A 19,275-nucleotide genomic window follows, 5' to 3' on the forward strand; every position below is an offset into this window, starting at 1 on the left:
TGTGAAGCTTGCCAAGAGGTTTCGGAGAATGCCGATATTTTTTGGGCAAATGCTGGAAAATGCCCATTCGAGGCGATAGACCCTGCTGGAGCGAGATCCCGCTTGGGCGACCTGCTTAGCATGATCCTGTCCAAAAACCGCTTCACACTTTTGGGGGTCATACTGGAGCGAAAGCCTTTCATCCCTGGGGGTTTATGACGCAAATGCACTCAATGCAACTGATGTCGATCGGAATCGTGATCGTCGCGGCCGGGCGTGGCGAGCGGGCAGGATCGCCCGAGGAAGGCCCGAAGCAGTATCGCCCGATCGGCGGCCGATCGGTTATTGCGCATACGCTTGAAAAATTCGTGACATGGCCGCAGGCGGCAAAGATCGTGATCGTAATCCATCGCGACGACGAAACGCTGCTCCAGTCCGCGCTAGAACAGGTTGCCGATTCGTCCGGGACAGAAATTGCCTTTGGCGGCGCTTCCCGTCAGCAATCAGTGCTTGCTGGGCTACGGCAACTGGAAAATGCCGGCGTCACGCATGTCATGATCCACGATGCCGTGCGCCCCTTCTTCGAACATGATCTGCTCGATCGCGTCGCCGCGGCGCTGGCATCCGGCGCACCTGCCGTGCTGCCCGCCATGCCGGTGACGGATACGCTGAAACGGGCAGGCGCCGATGCGTCGGTGACGGAAACGGTGCCCCGCACAGGGCTCTACGCCGCGCAGACGCCGCAGTCCTTCCGCTTTGCCGATATTCTGGCGGCGCATGAAAAGGCCGCTGCCGAGAACAAGACGGATTTCACCGACGATGCCGCGATCGCCGAATGGAGCGGCCTGCCGGTGACGCTCGTTGCCGGCAGTTCGGACAATGTCAAATTGACGGTCAAAAGGGATATCGCAATGGCCGATGAAAAGCTTTCCGCCGGCCTGCTGCCGGATGTGCGCACAGGCAACGGCTATGATGTCCACCAGCTCGAGCCGGGCGACGGCGTGACGCTCTGCGGCGTCTTCATTCCCCACGACCAGAAGTTGAAGGGCCATTCCGACGCCGATGTCGCTTTGCATGCGCTGACCGACGCCTTGCTCGCGACCTGCGGCGCCGGCGATATAGGCGACCACTTTCCACCCTCCGATCCGCAATGGAAGGGCGCGCCCTCCCGCATCTTCATCGAACATGCGGCAAAGATCGTCCGCGACCATGGTGGCACGATCATGAATGCCGATGTCTCGCTGATCGCCGAAGCTCCAAAGGTCGGGCCGCACCGCGAGGCGATGCGCGCCAAACTCTCGGAGTTTTTGAGGATCGACCTGGAACGTTGCTCGGTGAAGGCGACCACAAACGAAAAGATCGGCTTCGTCGGCCGCCGCGAGGGCATTGCGGCCATCGCCACGGCAACGGTCGTTTATCGCGGAGGCAAGGCATGACACATTTTCCAGACGACATTCTCGCACTCGCCCATGGCATCATCACCGATTTTGCGGCAAAGGGCTGGATGGTCGCCACGGCGGAATCCTGCACCGGCGGGCTGATCGCGGGCGCGTTGACGGAAATTCCCGGCTCGTCGGCGGTCGTCGATCGCGGCTTTGTGACCTATACGAATACGGCGAAGATGGACATGCTTGGCGTTCAAGAGCAGACGCTCGTTCGGTTCGGTGCCGTTTCCAAGGAGACGGCCCTGCAGATGGTCCATGGCGCTCTCTTCCGCTCGCGCGCCGATCTTGCCGTTGCAGTGACCGGTGTCGCCGGGCCGAGCGGCGGATCGGCGGACAAGCCGGTCGGCCTCGTTCATCTCGCCGCCAAGGCGCGCACGGGCGGCCTTATCCATCGTGAAATGCGTTATGGCGACATCGGCCGCGACAAGGTTCGCCTCGCCACCGTGCGAACGGCGCTGGAGATGCTCGTTGTCTTGAGTCAGGCGTAGATCTTGCCGGCGCGCGTCTCGAACGCGTCCGTGAACATGCGGAAGGCGCGATCGAACATCGAGCCCATCAACGCGCCGAGAATGCGGCTCTTGAACTCGTAGTCGATAAAAAAATCGATGCTACAGCCGCCATTTTCCGATGGTGCGAAACGCCAGCGATTATCGAGATATTTGAACGGGCCATCGATGTATTTCACATCAATGGCGCGCTCCGCCTTGTTGAGCAGTACCTGCGTGGTAAAAGTCTCGCGGATCGCCTTGTAGCCAACGGTCATGTCGGCGACCAACAATATCTTGCCGTCACGCTCCTTGCGGTTGCGAACAACCAGCGCCTCGCAAAGCGGCAGGAATTCCGGATAGCGCTCGACATCGGCAACGAGGTCGAACATCTGGTCAGGCGAGTGCGGGACAGGGCGGTGCGTTTCAAACTGAGGCATGAGCGGCAATTAAGCAGGACGGCCAAGAAGATCAAGAAGCTGGCGCATTTCGCCGCGGGATTTTAGCTGTAGAACAGGCACATCCGGGCCATGCTGGGCAAGGCCTGCCAGGACTTTAGGCGCAAATTTGCGTTCCCAATCCCAGATGTAGCGCAGGAATTCCCAATCGATGCGCTCGGGACAACCTGGCGCCATGTCGGGGCGCGACCGGCCCAGCCATCGCAGTGCTCTCGATAAAGCGCCCCACATGCACAGCCAGCGCGGCATGCGCACCCAAAGAATAAACTCCGTGCGGGGCAATCGCAGATCAAAACTCGATGGTGCTGTTCCATCGATCAGCCAACGCTCTTCGGCAACCTTTGCCGCGATCAGGGCGCGCTCCTCGGCCTTTTCTCTTTTTACCCAGCCTGGCAGCCAGAAAAACTCTCGGTCCATCGAGACATAAGGCAAATCCTGGCGCGAACAGATCTTCTGCGACAAGGTCGACTTGCCACCGCCGGAGCAGCCCATGACGAGAACGCGTTTGGCAGTTTTGAGGCAAAGGACAGCCTCGGCCATGCCGCTAAATTCCTTCATATTCCCATCTCCGGAAAACAGTCGATTACAGCGTCATGACGTTTCGATCGCGATTAATTCGGAACCGCGAGCAGATCGAGAAGCTCGCGCATCCGCCCGCGGCTCGTCAACTGCAAGACCGGCACATTAGGGCCGTGCTGGGCAAGCGCGGCGACAATGCGCGGCGTGTATTTTTCCTCGAAAGTCCAGATGAACTGCAGAAATTGCCACTCGACCCTTTCGTTGCAGCCCGGCGCCATTTCAGGGCGCGTGCGGCCGATCCATTTCAGCCATCGCGAGAGGGCGCCCCAAATGCAAAGTAGACGCGGCATACGCACCCAGATGACAATGTCCGTTCGCGGCAGGCGCAGATCGAAGCTGGACGTGTTCGTGCCATCCATGATCCAGCGTTCGCCGAGAATTTTCTCGGCGATAATGCTCCGCTGCTCAGGCCTATCGCGCTGAACCCAGCCGGGAAGCCAGAGCACATCGCGATCGATGGATATGTAGGAAAGCCCGAAGCGCGCCGCGATCTCTTGCGACAAGGTCGACTTGCCGCCGCCGGAACAGCCTATAACCAAGATACGGTCAGCCCTGCGGATCTGATTCGCCACCTCTGCCAGCTCGGTCACTTCGTTGCGCAGGGGCGTTATCGCGCTCTGGTCCATGATGCATCTCCGCCCTCAAAGACCATCGCGCAAGCGCGCCAGCAGCTCGTCGCCTTCCCGATAGGAACGTAGCGTCAGCACCGGCACGTGCTTTCCATGAAGCCTGAACATTTCCGTGAATTGCGGAGCCTCCTGCTTCTCGAAGGTCCAGATATAACGAAAGAAAACCCAGTCCAGTTGCTCCGGGCAACCAGGGGCCATCTCCGGCCGCACCTGCCCCCTGAAGCGCAGCCAGCGCCTGACGACACCGGACAAGGCCACCCACCGGGTTGGACGCCGCCATAGAACGATATCGGTGCGCGGCAGGCGCAGCGGCAATGTACTGGGGCTGTTGCCGTCGATAATCCAGCGCGGACCGGCGACCGCCTGTTCCATCAGCGCGATCGATTCCTGGCGAGGCCGCAGCTTCCAGCCCGGCTGCCAGAAAATATCCCGATCCATCGAGACATAGGTGAGTCCACGCAGCCTGGCGATCGCCTGCGCCAGCGTGCTTTTACCAGTGCCGGAACAGCCGATGACCAGGACGCGCTCGGCATTTTTGAGGATGGACGCCGCCATTTCGATGTCGACGGCATAGGGCGGCGCTTGCGGCGCGACGATCTGCTCCACGGTTCGGCTCCATATTCAATCTTGACAGGCGCCGGTACCGGCAACAAACGGCGGCGTGTTCCCTAAGCCGCGCAGATGATGATCTGATGACGGCACAAACAAAAACCGCGGCAAAATCGCCGCGGTTCGTTCAAAAAGCAAGAAACTGGATCTTACTCGGCCGCCAGCAGAACCTTCTTCTCGCGAGCGGCCCGCAGCCGGGCGAAATCGTCGCCGGCGTGGTGGGAAGAGCGGGTGAGCGGGCTGGAAGCGACCATCAGGAAGCCCTTGGTGTAGGCAACCGTCTCGTAGGACTTGAATTCGTCCGGGGTGACGAAGCTCATAACCTGATGATGCTTGCGGGTCGGCTGCAGATATTGACCTATGGTCAGGAAGTCGACATCGGCTGTCCGCAGGTCGTCCATGAGCTGAAGCACTTCATTACGCTCTTCGCCGAGGCCGACCATGATGCCGGATTTGGTGAACATGGTCGGATCAAGTTCCTTGACTCGCTGCAGCAGGCGGATCGAGTGGAAATAGCGGGCGCCGGGACGCACCGTCAGGTACTTCGACGGCACTGTTTCCAGATTGTGATTGAAAACGTCGGGCTTGGCGGCGACGACACGCTCGAGGGCGCCCGGCTTGCGCAGGAAATCCGGCGTCAGGATCTCGATCGTCGTTGCCGGCGAGGCGGCGCGGATCGCCCAGATCACTTTTTCGAAGTGCTCGGCACCGCCGTCTTCCAGATCGTCGCGGTCGACGGAAGTGATGACGACGTGGCTTAGGCCCATTTCCTTGACGGCCTTGGCGACGTTTTCAGGCTCGGCCATATCGAGCGCATTCGGCTTGCCGGTCGAGACGTTGCAGAAGGCGCAAGCACGCGTACAGATCTCGCCCATGATCATGAAGGTGGCGTGTTTCTTGTCCCAGCACTCGCCGATATTCGGGCAACCGGCCTCTTCGCAGACGGTGACGAGCTTGTGCTCCTTCACGATCGAGCGGGTTTCGGCATAGCCTTTCGATGTCGGTGCCTTGACGCGAATCCAATCCGGCTTGCGCAGGACTTCCGTATCCGGCCGATGCGCCTTTTCCGGATGCCTGATGCGCTTTGTTTCTGGATTGATCGTGTCGAGAATCGTGACCATGAAACGTCTACTTTCCGCCGCTTGATCGCGGCCCATTCATCGCCTGACGAGTTTGGCGAGAAATATCAGAATGCACGCACCGATGAAACCGGTGACGAAAAAACCAAGCCGGCCGCCGGGCACGCCGACATGCAATTGCACCAAAATGCCCGCGGCAACGACCGAGCCGGCAATGCCAAGAACGATGTTGAGGATGACGCCATAGCGCACCTCCATCAGCTTGCCCGCGAGCCAACCCGCAAGACCGCCGATGATGATCAGACCAAGCCAGCCTACACCTTCCATCGCGCCTTCATCCCCACGCTATTGCCCTTGCAAACAGCACCACGATGATCGCGCCGACCGTTGCATGAATGATTTCAACCACCAGCGCATTTTGTATACCCAGTGAGATTCCCAACCAATTAAACAGGAACCCGCCCACGAAAGCACCAATTACGCCGCTCAGCAAACAACTGATCAGGCCGCCACCGCCGACAACCAGACTGGCGAGAAACCCCGCCACCAGACCAATCAGCAGAAAGACAATCCAAGCCTCAGTACCGATAGACATGATGATTTCCTTTGCAAATTTCCACCCTCTGGATAAAGGGCGAACCCGGAAATTATCAAGCGTTCAGCACGCGGCCGTAGGCGTCCAGTACGGCTTCCTTCATCGTTTCCGAAACGGTCGGGTGCGGGAAGATGGTGTGCATCAGTTCCTCTTCCGTCGTCTCCAGATTCATGGCGACGACAAAGCCCTGGATCAGTTCGGTAACTTCTGCGCCAACCATATGGGCGCCGAGCAGTTCGCCAGTCTTCTTGTCGAAGATGACCTTGCACAAACCCTGGTCCTCGCCGAGCGCGATCGCCTTGCCGTTGGCCGTGAACGGAAAGCGGCCAACACGGATGTCGCGGCCGAGTTCCTTCGCCTTGGCTTCCGTCAGGCCAACGGAGGCAACCTGCGGCTGGCAATAGGTGCAGCCCGGCACCTTGCTCTTGTCGGTCGGATGCACGTTCGGCAGGCCGGCGATCTTTTCGACGCAGACCACACCTTCATGCTCGGCCTTGTGCGCCAGCATCGGCGGGCCGGCGACATCGCCGATAGCATAAATGCCCGGAACGTTGGTCTTGCCGTAGCCGTCGATGACGACGCAACCGCGATCGGTCTTAACGCCGAGCGCTTCCAGGCCCAGATTTTCAATATTGCCCTGCACGCCGACGGCGGAGATCATGCGGTCGGCGGTGATCTGCTGTACCTTGCCGTCTTCGGTCTCTATGTGTGCGGTGATGCTGTTCGCACCCTTGTCGACCTTGGTGACCTTCGTCTTGGTAAAGATCTTCAGGCCACGCTTTTCCAATTGCTTGCGGGCGATGCCGGAGATTTCGGCATCTTCGACCGGCATGATGGTCGGCATGATTTCGACGACGGTGACATCGACACCCATCGAGCGATAGAAGCTCGCAAATTCGATGCCGATGGCGCCTGAGCCCATGACCACCAGCGATTTCGGCAGGAAATCCGGCTTCAGCGCCTCGAAATAGGTCCAGATCAGCTTGCCGTCCGGTTCAATGCCCGGCAAAGCGCGCGGACGCGCGCCGGTGGCGACGATGATATGCTTGGCAGTGTAGGTGCCCTCGCCCTTGACGTTCTTGGGCAACGGATGCTGCGGCTCAACGACAGGCTTGGTCGACTTGCCGACGACGATTTCGCCGGGCTTCGTAATTTTCGCCTCGCCCCAGATCACGTCGACCTTGTTCTTCTTCATCAGGAAGCCGACGCCCATGTTGAGGCGAAGGGAAACGCCACGCGAACGGGCAACAACAGCCTTCACATCGGGCGTAACCTTGCCTTCGAGGACAAGGCCGTATTCCTTCAGATGATTGGAATGATCAAGGATTTCGGCGGAACGCAATAGTGCCTTGGTCGGAATGCAGCCCCAGTTCAGGCAAATACCGCCCAGGTGCTCGCGTTCGACGATCGCCGTCTTCAGGCCAAGCTGGCCGGCACGCACGGCGGCGACATAGCCGCCAGGACCGGAGCCGATGATGATGACGTCGTAATTCTCAGCCATATGTTTCCTGCCTTTGGTTGGCGACCGGTCAAAAGCTCAGCCTGCCTTAATTTTCCCGGAGCCCGACACCGAGCCGAAAGACCGCAAAACGATGATGCGGTTTTCGAGTAAGATCGCGCTCAATCAAATGCTTAAAGCCCGAGCATCATCCGCACGATCGGCTCGAGGCCTCGGCCGAGCGCCCGAGTGTTTTCCGCATCGAGATGCACGCCGTCGAGCGGCGTGGTGACGGCAACCGTGCCTGCATCGAAAAAGCCGCAGCCAAGTTCGTCGGCCAGATCGCGATAGAGCGTCGCCAGCTTCGCCGACTCCTTGGTGGCGCCGAGGTAGTTAGCGGCGAAGGCAGGATTGGCGGTCTCGGTGATGAGAGGAGGCGCTACGACCAGAATATCGGGGACTTCATGACCAAACGACCATGTATGATTGCGCACAAGCTGAATCAAGCGGCTGATGCCCTGCAAGGCAGCAAAGGCCGAACCGGCGACCACCGGCTTCATGTCATTGGTGCCCAGCATGATGATGACGAGATCGAGCGGCGCGTGTGTCTGCAGGATCGTCGGCAACACTTTCGCACCGTTGCGGTCGCAATCGGCAAGATAGTCGTCGAAAGCGGTAGTACGGCCGTTCAGCCCTTCCGGAATAATCCGAGCCTGATCGCCGAGCGCCTTTTGCAACACGCTCGGCCATCGGTCTTCGAAGGCATGACGACCGATCGTCTCGGCGTTATAGCCCCATGTCAGCGAGTCGCCGTAACACAGAACGGTCTTGGTCATTCATGCCTCCGTTTGACGACAAGGCTCAGACGAGCATCCCCATCGGGTTTTCGATATAGCCCTTGAAGGCTGCCAGAAGTTCTGCGCCAAGCGCACCGTCGACGCAGCGGTGGTCGGTCGAAAGCGTAACGCTCATCATGGTGGCGATGGCCATTTCACCCTTCTTGACGATCACGCGCTGCTCGCCCGCGCCGACAGCGAGAATGGTCGCATGCGGCGGGTTGATGACGGCCGAGAAGTTCTTGACGCCCATCATGCCCATGTTCGACACGGCGGTCGTGCCGCCTTGGTATTCCTCGGGCTTCAGCTTGCGTTCCTTGGCGCGCTTGCCGTAGTCCTTCATCTCGTTGGAGATGGCCGACAGCGTCTTCAGCTCGGCACTGCGGATGATCGGCGTAATCAAGCCGCCCGGGATGGAGACGGCGACGCCAACATCCGAGTGCTTGTGTTTGACCATGTTGCTGTCGGTCCAGGAAACGTTGGCATCCGGTACATCGCGCAGCGCCAGCGCCAGGGCCTTGATGACCATGTCGTTGACCGAAAGCTTGTAGGCCGGAACGCCATCCTTCGACTTCGGAGCTGCATCGTTGAGCTGCGTGCGCAGCGCCAACAGCGCGTCCAGCTCGCAATCGACGGTGACGTAGAAATGCGGGACGGTCTGCTTGGATTCCTGCAGGCGCTTGGCAATCGTCTTGCGCATGCCGTCATGCGGTACGAGCTCGTAGGAACCGGGCTCGAACAGCTTGAGAACGGCGTCTTCCGACATGCCTTTCGGCGCGGCTGCGGCCGGAGCCTGGGCAGCAACGGCGGGCTGGGCAGCGGGAGCGGCCGCCGGAGCAGCCTTTGCAACACCACCACCGACAGCAGCGGCTTCGATGTCCTTCTTGATCACCCGGCCATGCGGACCGGAACCGACCAATGCAGTCAGATCGATACCGGATTCCTTGGCAAGGCGGCGGGCGAGCGGCGATGCGAAGGTGCGATGGCTGTCCGTCGAGCGGGCCGCAGGCGCGACCGGCGCCGGCTGTGCGGCCGGTGCGGATTGAGCGGGAGCCGTCTCTGCCTTCGGCGCTGGTGTCGCCGCGGCAGGCGCAGCAGCCGGAGCGGCGGCGCCCGAGGCAGCGGCAGCGACATCCTCGCCTTCGCCGGCCAGAACCGCGATCAGCGCATTGACCTTGACGCCTTCGGTGCCGGCGGGAATGACAATCTTGGCGACGGTGCCTTCATCGACGGCTTCGACTTCCATCGTCGCCTTATCGGTCTCGATCTCGGCGATGACGTCACCGGACTTGATCTTGTCGCCTTCCTTGACCAGCCACTTGGCGAGGTTGCCCTCTTCCATGGTCGGCGAGAGGGCAGGCATGGTGATGTTGATAGGCATCGAAAAGCCCTCCCCTTATTTGTAGCAAACGGCTTTCACCGCATCGACCACTTCACCGACATTCGGAAGCGCCAGCTTCTCAAGGTTGGCGGCGTAAGGCATGGGTACGTCCTTGCCGGCGATCGTCAGGATCGGCGCATCGAGATAGTCGAAGGCCTGCTGCATGACGCGGGTCGCGATTTCCGTGCCGACGGAGGACTGCGGATAGCCTTCCTCGACGGTCACCAGACGACCGGTCTTCTTGACGGATTCGATGACCGTCGGCAGGTCCATCGGGCGGATGGTGCGAAGGTCGATCAGCTCGACATCGATGCCCTGGGCTTCCAGTTCGGCGACCGCCTTAGTGGCATAGGTCATGCCGATGCCGAAGGAGACGACCGTTACGTCCTTGCCGGGACGATGGATGCGGGCCTTGCCGATCGGCAGAACAAAATTGTCGAGCTTCGGCACATCGAAGTGCTGACCGTAGAGAATTTCGTTTTCCAGGAAGATGACCGGGTTCGGATCGCGGATCGCGGCCTTCAGCAGACCCTTGGCGTCGGCTGCCGTGTAGGGCATGACGACCTTCAGGCCCGGAATATGGCTATACCAGGCCGCATAGTCCTGGCTGTGCTGAGCAGCGACGCGAGCAGCCGCACCGTTCGGGCCGCGGAAGACGATCGGAGCGCCCATCTGGCCGCCGGACATATAAAGCGTCTTGGCGGCGGAGTTGATGATTTGGTCGATCGCCTGCATGGCGAAGTTGAAGGTCATGAACTCGACGATCGGGCGAAGGCCGGCCATGGCGGCGCCGACGCCGACACCGGCAAAGCCATGCTCGGTGATCGGGGTATCGACAACGCGGCGGGGACCGAACTCCTGCAGCAGGCCCTGGGTGACCTTGTAGGCACCCTGGTATTCGGCAACCTCTTCGCCCATGACGAAGACATCCGGATTGGCGCGCATTTCTTCGGCCATGGCGTCGCGCAGCGCTTCACGCACCGTCATCGACACCATTTCCGTACCGGCCGGAATTTCCGGATCCGCGGGAGCGGCCTTCGGCTGCGCCGGAACGGGCGCCGGAGCAGCAGCGGCGGCCGGCGCTTCGGTCTTGACTGGTTCGGCAGCCGGAGCCGGCTTGGCCGTCGAAATATCCGAGGCGGACTCGCCGTCCTGCAACAAAATTGCGATCTTGGTGTTGACCTTGACGCCTTCGGTGCCAGCGTCGATCAGCAGCTTGCCAATCGTACCTTCGTCAACAGCTTCGACTTCCATAGTGGCTTTGTCGGTCTCGATTTCGGCAATGACGTCGCCGGAGGCAACCTTGTCGCCTTCCTTCTTGAGCCATTTCGAAAGGGTGCCCTCTTCCATCGTCGGAGAAAGGGCGGGCATGAGAATATCGATGGGCATGGATCGTCCCTCCCCGATTTAGAGCAGAATGTCGGTGTAGAGCTCGGATGCATCCGGCTCCGGATCGGCCTGGGCGAAATCGGCGCTGTCGGCGACGATGTCGCGGACATCCTTGTCGATCGCCTTCAGCTCGTCTTCCGACGCCCAACCCTTTTCCAAAAGGCGGGCACGAACCTGCTCGATCGGGTCATGCTCGGAGCGCATCTTCTGCACTTCGTCCTTGGAACGATACTTGGCCGGGTCCGACATTGAATGACCGCGGTAGCGATAGGTCAGCATTTCCAGAATGATCGGACCCTTGCCGGACCGGCAATATTCAACCGCTTCATCGGCGGCAGCCTTGACGGCGCGGACATCCATGCCGTCGACCTGAATGCCGGGGATACCGAAGGAGGCACCGCGCTTGGAGAAGTCAGCCTGCGCGGTGGCGCGCGCCGTCGACGTGCCCATGGCGTAACGGTTGTTCTCGATCACGTAGATCACCGGCAGCTTCCAAAGCTGCGCCATGTTGAAGCTTTCGGAGACCTGGCCTTGATTGGCAGCGCCATCGCCGAAATAGGCGACGCTGACATTGTCATTGCCACGATACCAGTTGGCGAAGCCGAGGCCGGTGCCGAGCGAGACCTGGGCGCCGACGATGCCGTGGCCGCCGTAGAAATTCTTTTCCTTGGAGAACATATGCATGGAGCCGCCCTTCCCCCGGGAATAGCCGCCCTGGCGCCCAGTGAGCTCGGCCATGACGCCGCGGGCGCTCATGCCGGTTGCAAGCATATGGCCGTGATCACGATAGCCGGTGATAACCTGGTCACCTTCCTTCAGCGCCAGTTGCATGCCGACGACGACGGCCTCCTGGCCGATGTAGAGGTGACAGAAACCGCCGATGAAGCCCATGCCGTAGAGCTGGCCGGCCTTCTCTTCGAAGCGGCGGATCAGGAGCATCTCACGATAGGCCTTGAGCTCCGCATCGCGGTCGAATTCCGCGATCGCGCCACCGTTGGTGTCTTTGACAGACTTGGATGTTGTCTTGCGGCTGGAAACGGACGCGGATTTTCGCGGCGCCATTCAACCCTCCCTATGTGAGTAGCCTCGTTTTGTAGTGCCGCGTAACATAGGGAAGATTGTTCGCCACAGCAATGCTATAATTGCATGGCTCATATTCTTCACAAGCGATTGATATACTTATGAAAAAGACGATTAACCGAAATTCGGTTAATTAAGGCTATTTGTTGAAGATAACGATCTCGTCGGCCTTCGAATAGGTCAGCTGATAGCGTGCGTATTGGTCGAGCATATCCTTGTCCAGCGAGCCATCGCTGAGCAATGCCACTTCCTTTTCAAGGTGTTCGCGCCTGGCGACGAGATCGGCGAGTTCCTTGCTGCGATCGATGCGCTGCTGCTCGAAGATCTCGGTCGCTTTCAGACCGTAATCGCCGTGAATGCAGTGATAACCGAAATAGCTTACGAAGGCGGCCGTGATAGCGGGAAGAACGAAACGGCCGAACTTTCTCTTCTTATGATATTTTGTCCACATATTCGCTTGCTCAAAACGCTCTACCGAGAATGATCCTGAACCTCAGGTCCGCGCAACGGAAATGCGAAGCGGTTTTTGGATAAGATCACGCTAAATCAAACATCTATGACAACACTAGCTGCCAGAGATTAACCATCCGTTGACTCTGCCATTTTTCCAACAAAAAACCGCGCCCGAAAGCGCGGTTCAAGATCAGGAAAATATTGGCTTATAAGGCGACTCGGATCGTTATCCGACGCAGAATAAGTCTTTCCGAAAACCCTGTGGATTTTCAGGGTATATATAATCAGCCGCGAAGGATGGAGCGACCGGCATACTGTGCCTGGGGACCAAGCGCTTCTTCGATGCGGATGAGCTGATTGTATTTGGCAAGACGATCGGAGCGCGACAGCGAGCCGGTCTTGATCTGACCGCAGTTGGTGGCGACCGCCAGATCAGCGATGGTGTAATCCTCGGTTTCGCCGGAACGGTGCGACATGACGGCCGTGTAGGCGGCCTTATGTGCGGTTTCGACGGCGTCGAGCGTTTCCGTCAGCGAGCCGATCTGGTTGACCTTGACGAGGATCGAGTTGGCGACGCCCATGCGGATGCCGTCGCGAAGACGCGAGGAGTTGGTGACGAACAGGTCGTCGCCTACGAGTTGCGTCTTCTTGCCGATCAGGTCGGTCAGGGTCTTCCAGCCTTCCCAATCATCTTCTGCCATGCCGTCTTCGATCGAGGCGATCGGGTACTTGGCTGCGAGTTCGGCGAGATATTCAGCCATGGCGCCCGATTCCAGCGTGCGGCCTTCACCTTCGAGCACGTACTTGCCGTCCTTGAAGAATTCCGTCGAGGCGCAGTCGAGGCCGAGATAGATGTCTTCGCCCGGCTTGTAGCCAGCCTTTTCGATCGACTGCATGATGAAGTCGAGAGCAGCCGGAGCGCTGGAAAGACCCGGAGCGAAGCCACCTTCGTCGCCGACATTGGTGTTATGACCCTGGGCGGCCAGTTCCCTCTTGAGGACGTGGAAGACTTCAGAGCCCATGCGCACGGCGTCACGGAAGGTTTCTGCGCCGACCGGCAGGATCATGAACTCCTGGAAGTCGATCGGATTGTCGGCATGGGCGCCGCCGTTGATGATGTTCATCATCGGAACCGGCAGCAGGCGGGCATGGGCGCCGCCGACATAACGATAAAGCGGGAGGTTGGCGCTCTGAGCGGCGGCCTTGGCAACAGCAAGCGAAACGCCAAGGATGGCGTTTGCGCCGAGGCGCGACTTGTTCGGCGTGCCGTCGAGCTCGATCATGATGTTGTCGATCTGGATCTGGTTCTCGGCGTCGATGCCGCCGATCGCGTCGAAGATCTCGGTGTTGACGGCTTCGACGGCCTTCTCGACACCCTTGCCATGATAACGCTTGCCGCCATCGCGAACTTCGACGGCTTCATGCGCGCCGGTCGAGGCGCCCGACGGAACCGCTGCGCGGCCCATGCTGCCATCTTCGAGGTAGACATCGACTTCGACGGTGGGATTGCCACGGCTGTCGAGAATCTCGCGGGCGATAATGTCGGTGATTGCGGTCATGATAGCTTCCTGCTCGCTGGGTTATAAATCGATTGAAATCTGTTTAATCGAAGACGCGGAAATTACAATGCTGGTCCGCATCTTCGATCAAAGCGTCCTAGAGGCCGCGTTAACGCAAGATCATGTCAGCCTGTTGAACACGAGCCGCTTATCAAGCCTTGGCGATCGCGTCGAAGGCGAGCAGCTTTTCCAGAAGCCGCGGCATGTCCTTGAGATAGACCATGCTGGGGCCATCAGAAGGGGCGTTGTCGGGATCCTGATGCGTTTCAATGAACACGCCGGCAACACCAACAGCTACAGCCGCGCGCGCCAGGGTTTCGACGAATTCACGTTGCCCCCCCGAAGATTCCCCCTGCCCTCCGGGCTGCATAACCGAATGCGTTGCATCGAAAATAACCGGCGCACCTGTCGCTGCCATAATCGGCAACGAGCGCATATCGGAGACCAGCGTATTGTAGCCAAAGGAGACGCCGCGCTCGCAGAGCAGGACATTCGGATTGCCACTGTCGTTCAGCTTCTTCAGTACATTCTTCATGTCCCAAGGCGCCAGGAACTGGCCCTTCTTGACGTTGACGACGCGGCCTGTTTTAGCGGCGGCGACCAAGAGGTCGGTCTGACGCGAGAGGAATGCGGGGATCTGCAGGACATCGACCGTCTTTGCAACGATCGCACACTGCTCCTCCGTGTGAATGTCGGTCAGGACGGGAAAGCCGAATTCCTTCTTCAGATCGGCGAAGATTTCCATGGCGCTCTCAAGCCCAATGCCGCGCTTGCCGGAAATAGAGCTGCGATTCGCCTTGTCGAAGGACGACTTATAGACAAGACCGATACCGAGCTTGCCGCAGAGCTCCTTCAACACGCCGGCAACCATGAAGGCATGATCGCGGCTTTCCATCTGGCAGGGGCCGGCGATCAGCGATAGCCTGGCGGTATTCGAAAACAGAACCTTGGATGCGCCTTCGCCGACGATCACTTCGGAATTGGTGCTCATGCTATCTCCTCGAAGGCGAACAACGCGCCCTGTCCGGGGGCGGGTTTTGCCAGAATACGATTGTTCTTACGCGTGTATGTGACGCCGTTAGCAGCCAAATGCGTCGATGTCACGGAAAGATCGCGCGTCTTGAAAAGGATTGCGCGTGCCCGAAGGCCGGGATCGTCCCCCGGCAGGGGTAGATCGTAAAATGCTTCCATGCCTTCCGGAGTCAGAACCTCGATCCTGGCATTGGCCGTCTCGAGCGTGACGCCAAAGGAATGCTCCGATATCTTTGGTCCACTGGCGACCTGTTCGAAAAAGCCGCGGAACGCAGCCGGCTTTAGCGTCGACACGGCAACCCGCGCAATGCCAGTTACGCCATTGGCATGGCGCTCCAAGGCGTTGCGATCAGCCGGCAATGGATTGATGCGCTGGCAGCAGAAAGTAAAGAAATCCGGCGAACGCAGATCGGCTGCAAAAGCGAGACGGAAGCCGGCCGTTACCTCCGGGCCATCCGGCATGCGCATCGGCCGGACAAAATCCAACATGCGTCCGGCCGATATGGTGGCGACCCGGAATCGCTCGTCATCGGCAACGGCGTCGTCCGTGCCGAAAACGATGGCTGAAAAACCTTCTTCGCCGATACGAAAACGATAGGCCTGGTCGCGGGCGACGAAAACATTACCCTCCTCCGCGCTCGCCTCGTACTGCTCGCGGGATGCAACGCCTAAGGGCTCCAGATAGGTCTTGTCGGAAAAGAAAACGCAGGCGTTCTCGGTACCGAAGGGGTGGCGGGCATCAGCGGCGACGGTAAAACCGAGCTTGCCCAGCCGTTCCCGCGCCAAAGCGATATTGACCGTCGGCAGAACGAGATGATCCAGCGGATGCGGCGACGAGGTCATGGTCTCTCCCTTTATATGTCCGCAGGTTTGCGCTCATCTGCCACTCAATTCAAGATGAAAGCGCAGCAGATCCGAGCGGAATGCTCCCAAGAAATCCGAGCGCGAACCTAGCCGAATTATATATGCCCCGGCGCGAAACTCGGCCTTGTGGGAGCGCAATAATTCGATCAGTATCTGTATCGTACCGCAAAAAACGACCTGTAGTGCAGCCGTAGTAAGTGGTAGGGGTGAGGATAGTTTCGACAAATCCCTTTCCCGGCAACAAGACAAAATGCGCATTCCTCCGTTTCGGATTGTCCAAAGCTAGCGCAATTCACCATCCGATCTCGGGAAGGCAAAAAAAACCGCCTGCCGATACTTTTATTTTTGCGGCAGTATTCAATTTGATTGTCGGGTGCTTGAGGGGAGACATGCGCTTGATGCTCGTCGAGGTGGCGCCCAAACGCCCGGTCTTACATTTGGCGGCTTCTCTTTATCTTGCCTTGGTGGAGCATGCTCGAGGGATCCTGAAACCTGCCGCGCTCAATGTTGCCCTCATGCCTCGCGGCCTGATCCCCATAGTGTTTGTCCTTCTTTTCATGGCTGTCGTACCGCAGCCGTGCCAAGCTCAATCGCCGGAGCCAGCCCTCGCCCCGCCCGCAAAGCTGTCGGAACTGCTGCGTTTGATGGATGATCCGGAGCTGCGCCAATGGCTGGAAAAGCGTCAGGAGGCGGAGCAGAAGCCGTCGACAGTAGCGGCGACGATCATAGAAACCGAAGAGGCCCACGCCCGTGCCCGATATCAGGCGCTGCGGTCAGTGATCCCAGGTGTGCCGGCCCAGATCGCCGGTGCAACGAGCAGGGTGCGCGAACAGGCAAGGAGCAGCGGTTTTGCGCCCGTGTTGGTGTTGTTCACCGCATTGGTCTGCGTCGGTCTCGCGGCGGAATGGTTTTTCAAAAAAACCGTCCTCAAGGCGCGATTTCAGAATCCCCTTATCGCCCATACCGTCGGAGAATTCGGGCCGTGGATCACTTTCACCCTCGTCAGCTCCGCCATTTTCCTGGTCATAGATTGGCCGCCGCTCCTCCATGCCGTGATCCTGTTTTATTTGGTCGCGTTCATCGCTGCTCGGCTGGCGTTTGCCGTCTGCAAACTATCGATGGACGCCGGTGCTCTATCGGCCTTCGGCTATCGCAGGGCCCGTCTCTTTATCGCCGTTCTGGCCATAGCCGGCGCCACGACGGCGCTGGCCAGACCGCTCTCTGTCGATAGAGACGTCGGCACCGTTATCGCCTACGGTTTCTCCATTCTCCTGTTGTTGGTCGCGATCGAAGCCGTGTGGCGACGACCGGGCAAGGAAACCGCCGCGAGACAGCTATCGCTTATAAACGCCCTCTATACACTCTACGCGATCTGCCTCTGGCTTCTTTGGGTGACCAACTTCCTCGGCCTTTTCTGGCTTGGTATCTATCTCGTTGTTCTTCCCGGGCTGTTGGCTGCCGTCGGGCGAACAGCCGAAGCATTCGCAAAGGGACGATGGCCCGGTGACAACAAGACCAGCGCGCGTATGGTGCTGGCCGTTCGCGGGGCACGGGCGCTTGTCATCGGGGCGGCAGTCGCCTGGATCACATTCATCTGGCACTACGATCCCAACATCCTCGCACGAGAAAACCCGGCGATCGACGCCGCCGTTCGTGGCACGCTGAAGAGCGTCTTCATTCTGATCTTGGCCGATCTCTGCTGGCAGTTGTCGAAGGCGTTCATTGACGGGAGGTTGAGCGACACTGGCGGCGGTACATTCCCACCGTCGGCGGAAGCAGCCCGGGCGGGCCGCCTTCGCACCCTGCTGCCGATATTCCGTAACGCACTCGCAGCCATCGTTATCGTAGCGGCGACCCTTACCGTGCTGTCTGAAATGGGCGTTCAGATCGGACCGCTGATTGCGGGAGCTGGGATATTCGGAGTGGCGATCGGCTTCGGCTCGCAGACGCTCGTCAAGGATATCGTCAGCGGCATTTTCTACCTCATGGACGATGCCTTCCGCGTCGGCGAATACATTCAGAGCGGTAGCTACAAGGGAACGGTGGAGTCCTTCAGCCTCCGCTCCGTCAGGCTTCGGCATCATCACGGTCCCGTGTTCACGGTCCCCTTCGGTGAACTCGGCGCGGTTCAGAACATGAGCCGCGACTGGGCGATCGATAAATTCTTGCTGCGGGTTCCCTTCAACACTGACGTGGCCAAGGCGAAAAAGATCATCAAACAGATCGGCGAGCAATTGAAGGAGGATCCGGAAATCGGACCGCAGATCCTTGAGACGCTGAAGATGAAAGGAGTCGAGCAGATCGGCGACTTCGGCATCGAACTCAGCTTTGCCTTTACCGCTCTCCCCGGCCGGCAGACCTACATTCGACGGCAGGCTTATACCATGATCCGCGACGCCTTTATCGAAAACGGCATCGAATTCGCTCACCCGACCGTACAGGTGGGTAAGGAGGAGAAATCCGACGCCGCAGCCGCCGCTCTGACACTGGAGAGGAACAGGACTGCTGAACAAATAGCGGGATCGCCGCCGCCGCCAACATGAAACTTTCGCCTCATGTCAGCCAAAGACGAGAAGAGATCGGGGTGTCGGTCTTGGTGAAAATATGCACGCCAACAGCTGTTTGGCGTCACCTGCCGCCCTCATTGCCCCCAGAGTCTTTGGCGTAACGACGACCGCAAGCGCCTGATACCGAATGACATTGGATTAGAAGGAGATCAAACGTGCTGAGCGACCAGCTTACATCCAATGCCGCACACGTTATTCAGATAGCACTGACGCCGGTCTTTCTGCTGGCCGGCACCGCCGGGTGCCTCAATGTCTTCGCGGCCAGGCTTGCTCGAGTCTCAGACCGGGTCAACAGCCTTTTCGAGCGGGTGACCTCAGACGATCCGGATGAAGCTCGGCTGCTACAGCTCTATTATCTGCGGCGGCGAACGTTGGCGCTTGAGATAGCCGTCCTCCTCGGCACGGCATCGGGCGTGTGCACATGTCTTGCGACACTCGGCCTTATGGGCGGAGCGATTCGCCAGCAGTTTCGCGAGCAGATGCTGCTCTGGTTCTTCGGTCTCGCAGTCATTGCGCTGATGGGCGCCTTCGCAGCCTTTTTGTTCGAGATGATTCTGGCCGGACACAGCATGTTGAGGCAGATCGCCAACGACCGCGCTTTGCTCGAGCGCCGGCGTGGGGGGTTAGGAAAAAATATCTAGAATCGGCCCAACATGTTGAATTCGTGTCCAATCCCGTTGCGAAATTATGCCGATCCCTGCGCTCGCTGTCACTCGTGGATCCGATCCCTCCCGGCCCGATCTCCAGCCCGCCCTCCATCGTTCGTAGAACATCGTCGTCCAAAGAGCTTACTGAGCAAATACCGCAGCTTTTCACCA

General features: G+C 59.2%; 20 protein-coding genes. 4 read left to right on the forward strand and 16 right to left on the reverse strand.

The genetic code is table 11. From position 1 onward, the window contains the following. Positions 1 to 194 precede the first annotated feature (194 nt). Entirely contained in the window at positions 195 to 1,415 is a 1,221-nt protein-coding gene (locus FHT86_RS07445) for a bifunctional 2-C-methyl-D-erythritol 4-phosphate cytidylyltransferase/2-C-methyl-D-erythritol 2,4-cyclodiphosphate synthase (protein WP_133706217.1), read from the forward strand. Continuing rightward, entirely contained in the window at positions 1,412 to 1,912 is a 501-nt protein-coding gene (locus FHT86_RS07450) for a CinA family protein (protein WP_133706218.1), read from the forward strand. The genes FHT86_RS07445 and FHT86_RS07450 overlap by 4 nt, the downstream gene beginning before the upstream one ends. On the opposite strand, the gene FHT86_RS07455 is transcribed toward FHT86_RS07450, so the two are convergent. From FHT86_RS07455 to FHT86_RS07530, 16 genes are all read right to left on the reverse strand, one after another. Continuing rightward, positions 1,903 to 2,349, reverse strand: a complete 447-nt coding sequence (locus FHT86_RS07455) for a type II toxin-antitoxin system RatA family toxin (RefSeq protein WP_133706219.1) — start codon at positions 2,347 to 2,349, stop codon at positions 1,903 to 1,905. The two genes, FHT86_RS07450 and FHT86_RS07455, sit on opposite strands and share 10 nt — an antisense overlap. A 9-nt stretch (positions 2,350 to 2,358) precedes the next feature. After that, on the reverse strand, positions 2,359 to 2,925 hold the full coding sequence (locus tag FHT86_RS07460; protein ID WP_133706220.1) for an AAA family ATPase: 567 nt from the start codon (positions 2,923 to 2,925) through the stop codon (positions 2,359 to 2,361). 53 nt (positions 2,926 to 2,978) lie between these two features. Beyond that, positions 2,979 to 3,572 carry an AAA family ATPase gene (locus tag FHT86_RS07465; protein ID WP_210297596.1) on the reverse strand — a complete coding sequence of 198 codons (594 nt, stop codon included), beginning with the start codon at positions 3,570 to 3,572 and terminating at the stop codon, positions 2,979 to 2,981. A 15-nt stretch (positions 3,573 to 3,587) separates the two neighbouring features. Then, complete coding sequence (locus tag FHT86_RS07470) at positions 3,588 to 4,181, reverse strand: AAA family ATPase (RefSeq protein WP_166656769.1); 594 nt, start codon at positions 4,179 to 4,181, stop codon at positions 3,588 to 3,590. Between the two features lie 152 nt (positions 4,182 to 4,333). Beyond that, positions 4,334 to 5,305, reverse strand: a complete 972-nt coding sequence (gene lipA / locus FHT86_RS07475; protein WP_133706222.1) for a lipoyl synthase — start codon at positions 5,303 to 5,305, stop codon at positions 4,334 to 4,336. A gap of 36 nt (positions 5,306 to 5,341) precedes the next feature. Next, entirely contained in the window at positions 5,342 to 5,590 is a 249-nt protein-coding gene (locus tag FHT86_RS07480) for a GlsB/YeaQ/YmgE family stress response membrane protein (RefSeq protein WP_133706223.1), read from the reverse strand. Between the two features lie 7 nt (positions 5,591 to 5,597). Further along, positions 5,598 to 5,858 carry a GlsB/YeaQ/YmgE family stress response membrane protein gene (locus tag FHT86_RS07485; protein ID WP_133706224.1) on the reverse strand — a complete coding sequence of 87 codons (261 nt, stop codon included), beginning with the start codon at positions 5,856 to 5,858 and terminating at the stop codon, positions 5,598 to 5,600. A 55-nt stretch (positions 5,859 to 5,913) separates the two neighbouring features. Next, positions 5,914 to 7,359 (reverse strand): dihydrolipoyl dehydrogenase, encoded by a 1,446-nt coding sequence (gene lpdA, locus FHT86_RS07490; protein ID WP_133706225.1) that lies wholly within the window; start codon positions 7,357 to 7,359, stop codon positions 5,914 to 5,916. A 131-nt stretch (positions 7,360 to 7,490) separates the two neighbouring features. Continuing rightward, positions 7,491 to 8,132 carry an SGNH/GDSL hydrolase family protein gene (locus FHT86_RS07495; protein ID WP_133706226.1) on the reverse strand — a complete coding sequence of 214 codons (642 nt, stop codon included), beginning with the start codon at positions 8,130 to 8,132 and terminating at the stop codon, positions 7,491 to 7,493. A 25-nt stretch (positions 8,133 to 8,157) separates the two neighbouring features. Continuing rightward, positions 8,158 to 9,513 (reverse strand): pyruvate dehydrogenase complex dihydrolipoamide acetyltransferase, encoded by a 1,356-nt coding sequence (locus tag FHT86_RS07500; RefSeq protein WP_133706227.1) that lies wholly within the window; start codon positions 9,511 to 9,513, stop codon positions 8,158 to 8,160. 15 nt (positions 9,514 to 9,528) lie between these two features. After that, positions 9,529 to 10,902 carry a pyruvate dehydrogenase complex E1 component subunit beta gene (locus tag FHT86_RS07505; RefSeq protein WP_133706228.1) on the reverse strand — a complete coding sequence of 458 codons (1,374 nt, stop codon included), beginning with the start codon at positions 10,900 to 10,902 and terminating at the stop codon, positions 9,529 to 9,531. 18 nt (positions 10,903 to 10,920) lie between these two features. Continuing rightward, complete coding sequence (gene pdhA, locus FHT86_RS07510) at positions 10,921 to 11,964, reverse strand: pyruvate dehydrogenase (acetyl-transferring) E1 component subunit alpha (protein ID WP_133706229.1); 1,044 nt, start codon at positions 11,962 to 11,964, stop codon at positions 10,921 to 10,923. 157 nt (positions 11,965 to 12,121) lie between these two features. Then, the gene (locus tag FHT86_RS07515; RefSeq protein WP_133706230.1) at positions 12,122 to 12,433 is read right to left on the reverse strand and encodes a septum formation initiator family protein; all 312 of its coding nucleotides are present in this window, start codon (positions 12,431 to 12,433) and stop codon (positions 12,122 to 12,124) included. A gap of 286 nt (positions 12,434 to 12,719) precedes the next feature. Beyond that, positions 12,720 to 13,994: a phosphopyruvate hydratase gene (gene eno / locus FHT86_RS07520; RefSeq protein ID WP_133706231.1), complete on the reverse strand. Its 1,275-nt coding sequence runs from the start codon at positions 13,992 to 13,994 to the stop codon at positions 12,720 to 12,722. Between the two features lie 151 nt (positions 13,995 to 14,145). After that, positions 14,146 to 14,985, reverse strand: a complete 840-nt coding sequence (gene kdsA / locus FHT86_RS07525; RefSeq protein WP_133706232.1) for a 3-deoxy-8-phosphooctulonate synthase — start codon at positions 14,983 to 14,985, stop codon at positions 14,146 to 14,148. Beyond that, on the reverse strand, positions 14,982 to 15,869 hold the full coding sequence (locus FHT86_RS07530; RefSeq protein WP_133706233.1) for a VOC family protein: 888 nt from the start codon (positions 15,867 to 15,869) through the stop codon (positions 14,982 to 14,984). The genes kdsA and FHT86_RS07530 overlap by 4 nt, the downstream gene beginning before the upstream one ends. Positions 15,870 to 16,279: 410 nt before the next feature. Here FHT86_RS07530 and FHT86_RS07535 point away from each other — a divergent pair, with 410 nt between their 5' ends. Together FHT86_RS07535 and FHT86_RS07540 are read left to right on the forward strand one after the other, a co-directional pair. Next, positions 16,280 to 18,433 (forward strand): mechanosensitive ion channel family protein, encoded by a 2,154-nt coding sequence (locus FHT86_RS07535; RefSeq protein ID WP_133706234.1) that lies wholly within the window; start codon positions 16,280 to 16,282, stop codon positions 18,431 to 18,433. A gap of 179 nt (positions 18,434 to 18,612) precedes the next feature. Further along, a complete protein-coding gene (locus FHT86_RS07540; protein ID WP_133706235.1) occupies positions 18,613 to 19,098 on the forward strand; it encodes a DUF2721 domain-containing protein in 486 nt (161 codons plus the stop codon). Positions 19,099 to 19,275: the final 177 nt, after the last annotated feature.

The organism is Rhizobium sp. BK313 (assembly GCF_014193655.1).
GTDB lineage: Bacteria > Pseudomonadota > Alphaproteobacteria > Rhizobiales > Rhizobiaceae > Rhizobium.

Excerpts from the sequence above, each read along its gene's own strand:
- kdsA (WP_133706232.1), bottom strand. The coding sequence starts at position 14,985 with ATGAGCACCAATTCCGAAGTGATCGTCGGCGAAGGCGCATCCAAGGTT.
- pdhA (WP_133706229.1), bottom strand. The coding sequence starts at position 11,964 with ATGGCGCCGCGAAAATCCGCGTCCGTTTCCAGCCGCAAGACAACATCC.
- FHT86_RS07480 (WP_133706223.1), bottom strand. The coding sequence starts at position 5,590 with ATGGAAGGTGTAGGCTGGCTTGGTCTGATCATCATCGGCGGTCTTGCG.
- FHT86_RS07460 (WP_133706220.1), bottom strand. The coding sequence starts at position 2,925 with ATGAAGGAATTTAGCGGCATGGCCGAGGCTGTCCTTTGCCTCAAAACT.
- lipA (WP_133706222.1), bottom strand. The coding sequence starts at position 5,305 with ATGGTCACGATTCTCGACACGATCAATCCAGAAACAAAGCGCATCAGG.
- eno (WP_133706231.1), bottom strand. The coding sequence starts at position 13,994 with ATGACCGCAATCACCGACATTATCGCCCGCGAGATTCTCGACAGCCGT.
- FHT86_RS07495 (WP_133706226.1), bottom strand. The coding sequence starts at position 8,132 with ATGACCAAGACCGTTCTGTGTTACGGCGACTCGCTGACATGGGGCTAT.
- FHT86_RS07445 (WP_133706217.1), top strand. The coding sequence starts at position 195 with ATGACGCAAATGCACTCAATGCAACTGATGTCGATCGGAATCGTGATC.
- lpdA (WP_133706225.1), bottom strand. The coding sequence starts at position 7,359 with ATGGCTGAGAATTACGACGTCATCATCATCGGCTCCGGTCCTGGCGGC.
- FHT86_RS07535 (WP_133706234.1), top strand. The coding sequence starts at position 16,280 with ATGCGCTTGATGCTCGTCGAGGTGGCGCCCAAACGCCCGGTCTTACAT.
- FHT86_RS07450 (WP_133706218.1), top strand. The coding sequence starts at position 1,412 with ATGACACATTTTCCAGACGACATTCTCGCACTCGCCCATGGCATCATC.
- FHT86_RS07515 (WP_133706230.1), bottom strand. The coding sequence starts at position 12,433 with ATGTGGACAAAATATCATAAGAAGAGAAAGTTCGGCCGTTTCGTTCTT.
- FHT86_RS07485 (WP_133706224.1), bottom strand. The coding sequence starts at position 5,858 with ATGTCTATCGGTACTGAGGCTTGGATTGTCTTTCTGCTGATTGGTCTG.
- FHT86_RS07465 (WP_210297596.1), bottom strand. The coding sequence starts at position 3,572 with ATGGACCAGAGCGCGATAACGCCCCTGCGCAACGAAGTGACCGAGCTG.
- FHT86_RS07505 (WP_133706228.1), bottom strand. The coding sequence starts at position 10,902 with ATGCCCATCGATATTCTCATGCCCGCCCTTTCTCCGACGATGGAAGAG.
- FHT86_RS07455 (WP_133706219.1), bottom strand. The coding sequence starts at position 2,349 with ATGCCTCAGTTTGAAACGCACCGCCCTGTCCCGCACTCGCCTGACCAG.
- FHT86_RS07500 (WP_133706227.1), bottom strand. The coding sequence starts at position 9,513 with ATGCCTATCAACATCACCATGCCTGCCCTCTCGCCGACCATGGAAGAG.
- FHT86_RS07530 (WP_133706233.1), bottom strand. The coding sequence starts at position 15,869 with ATGACCTCGTCGCCGCATCCGCTGGATCATCTCGTTCTGCCGACGGTC.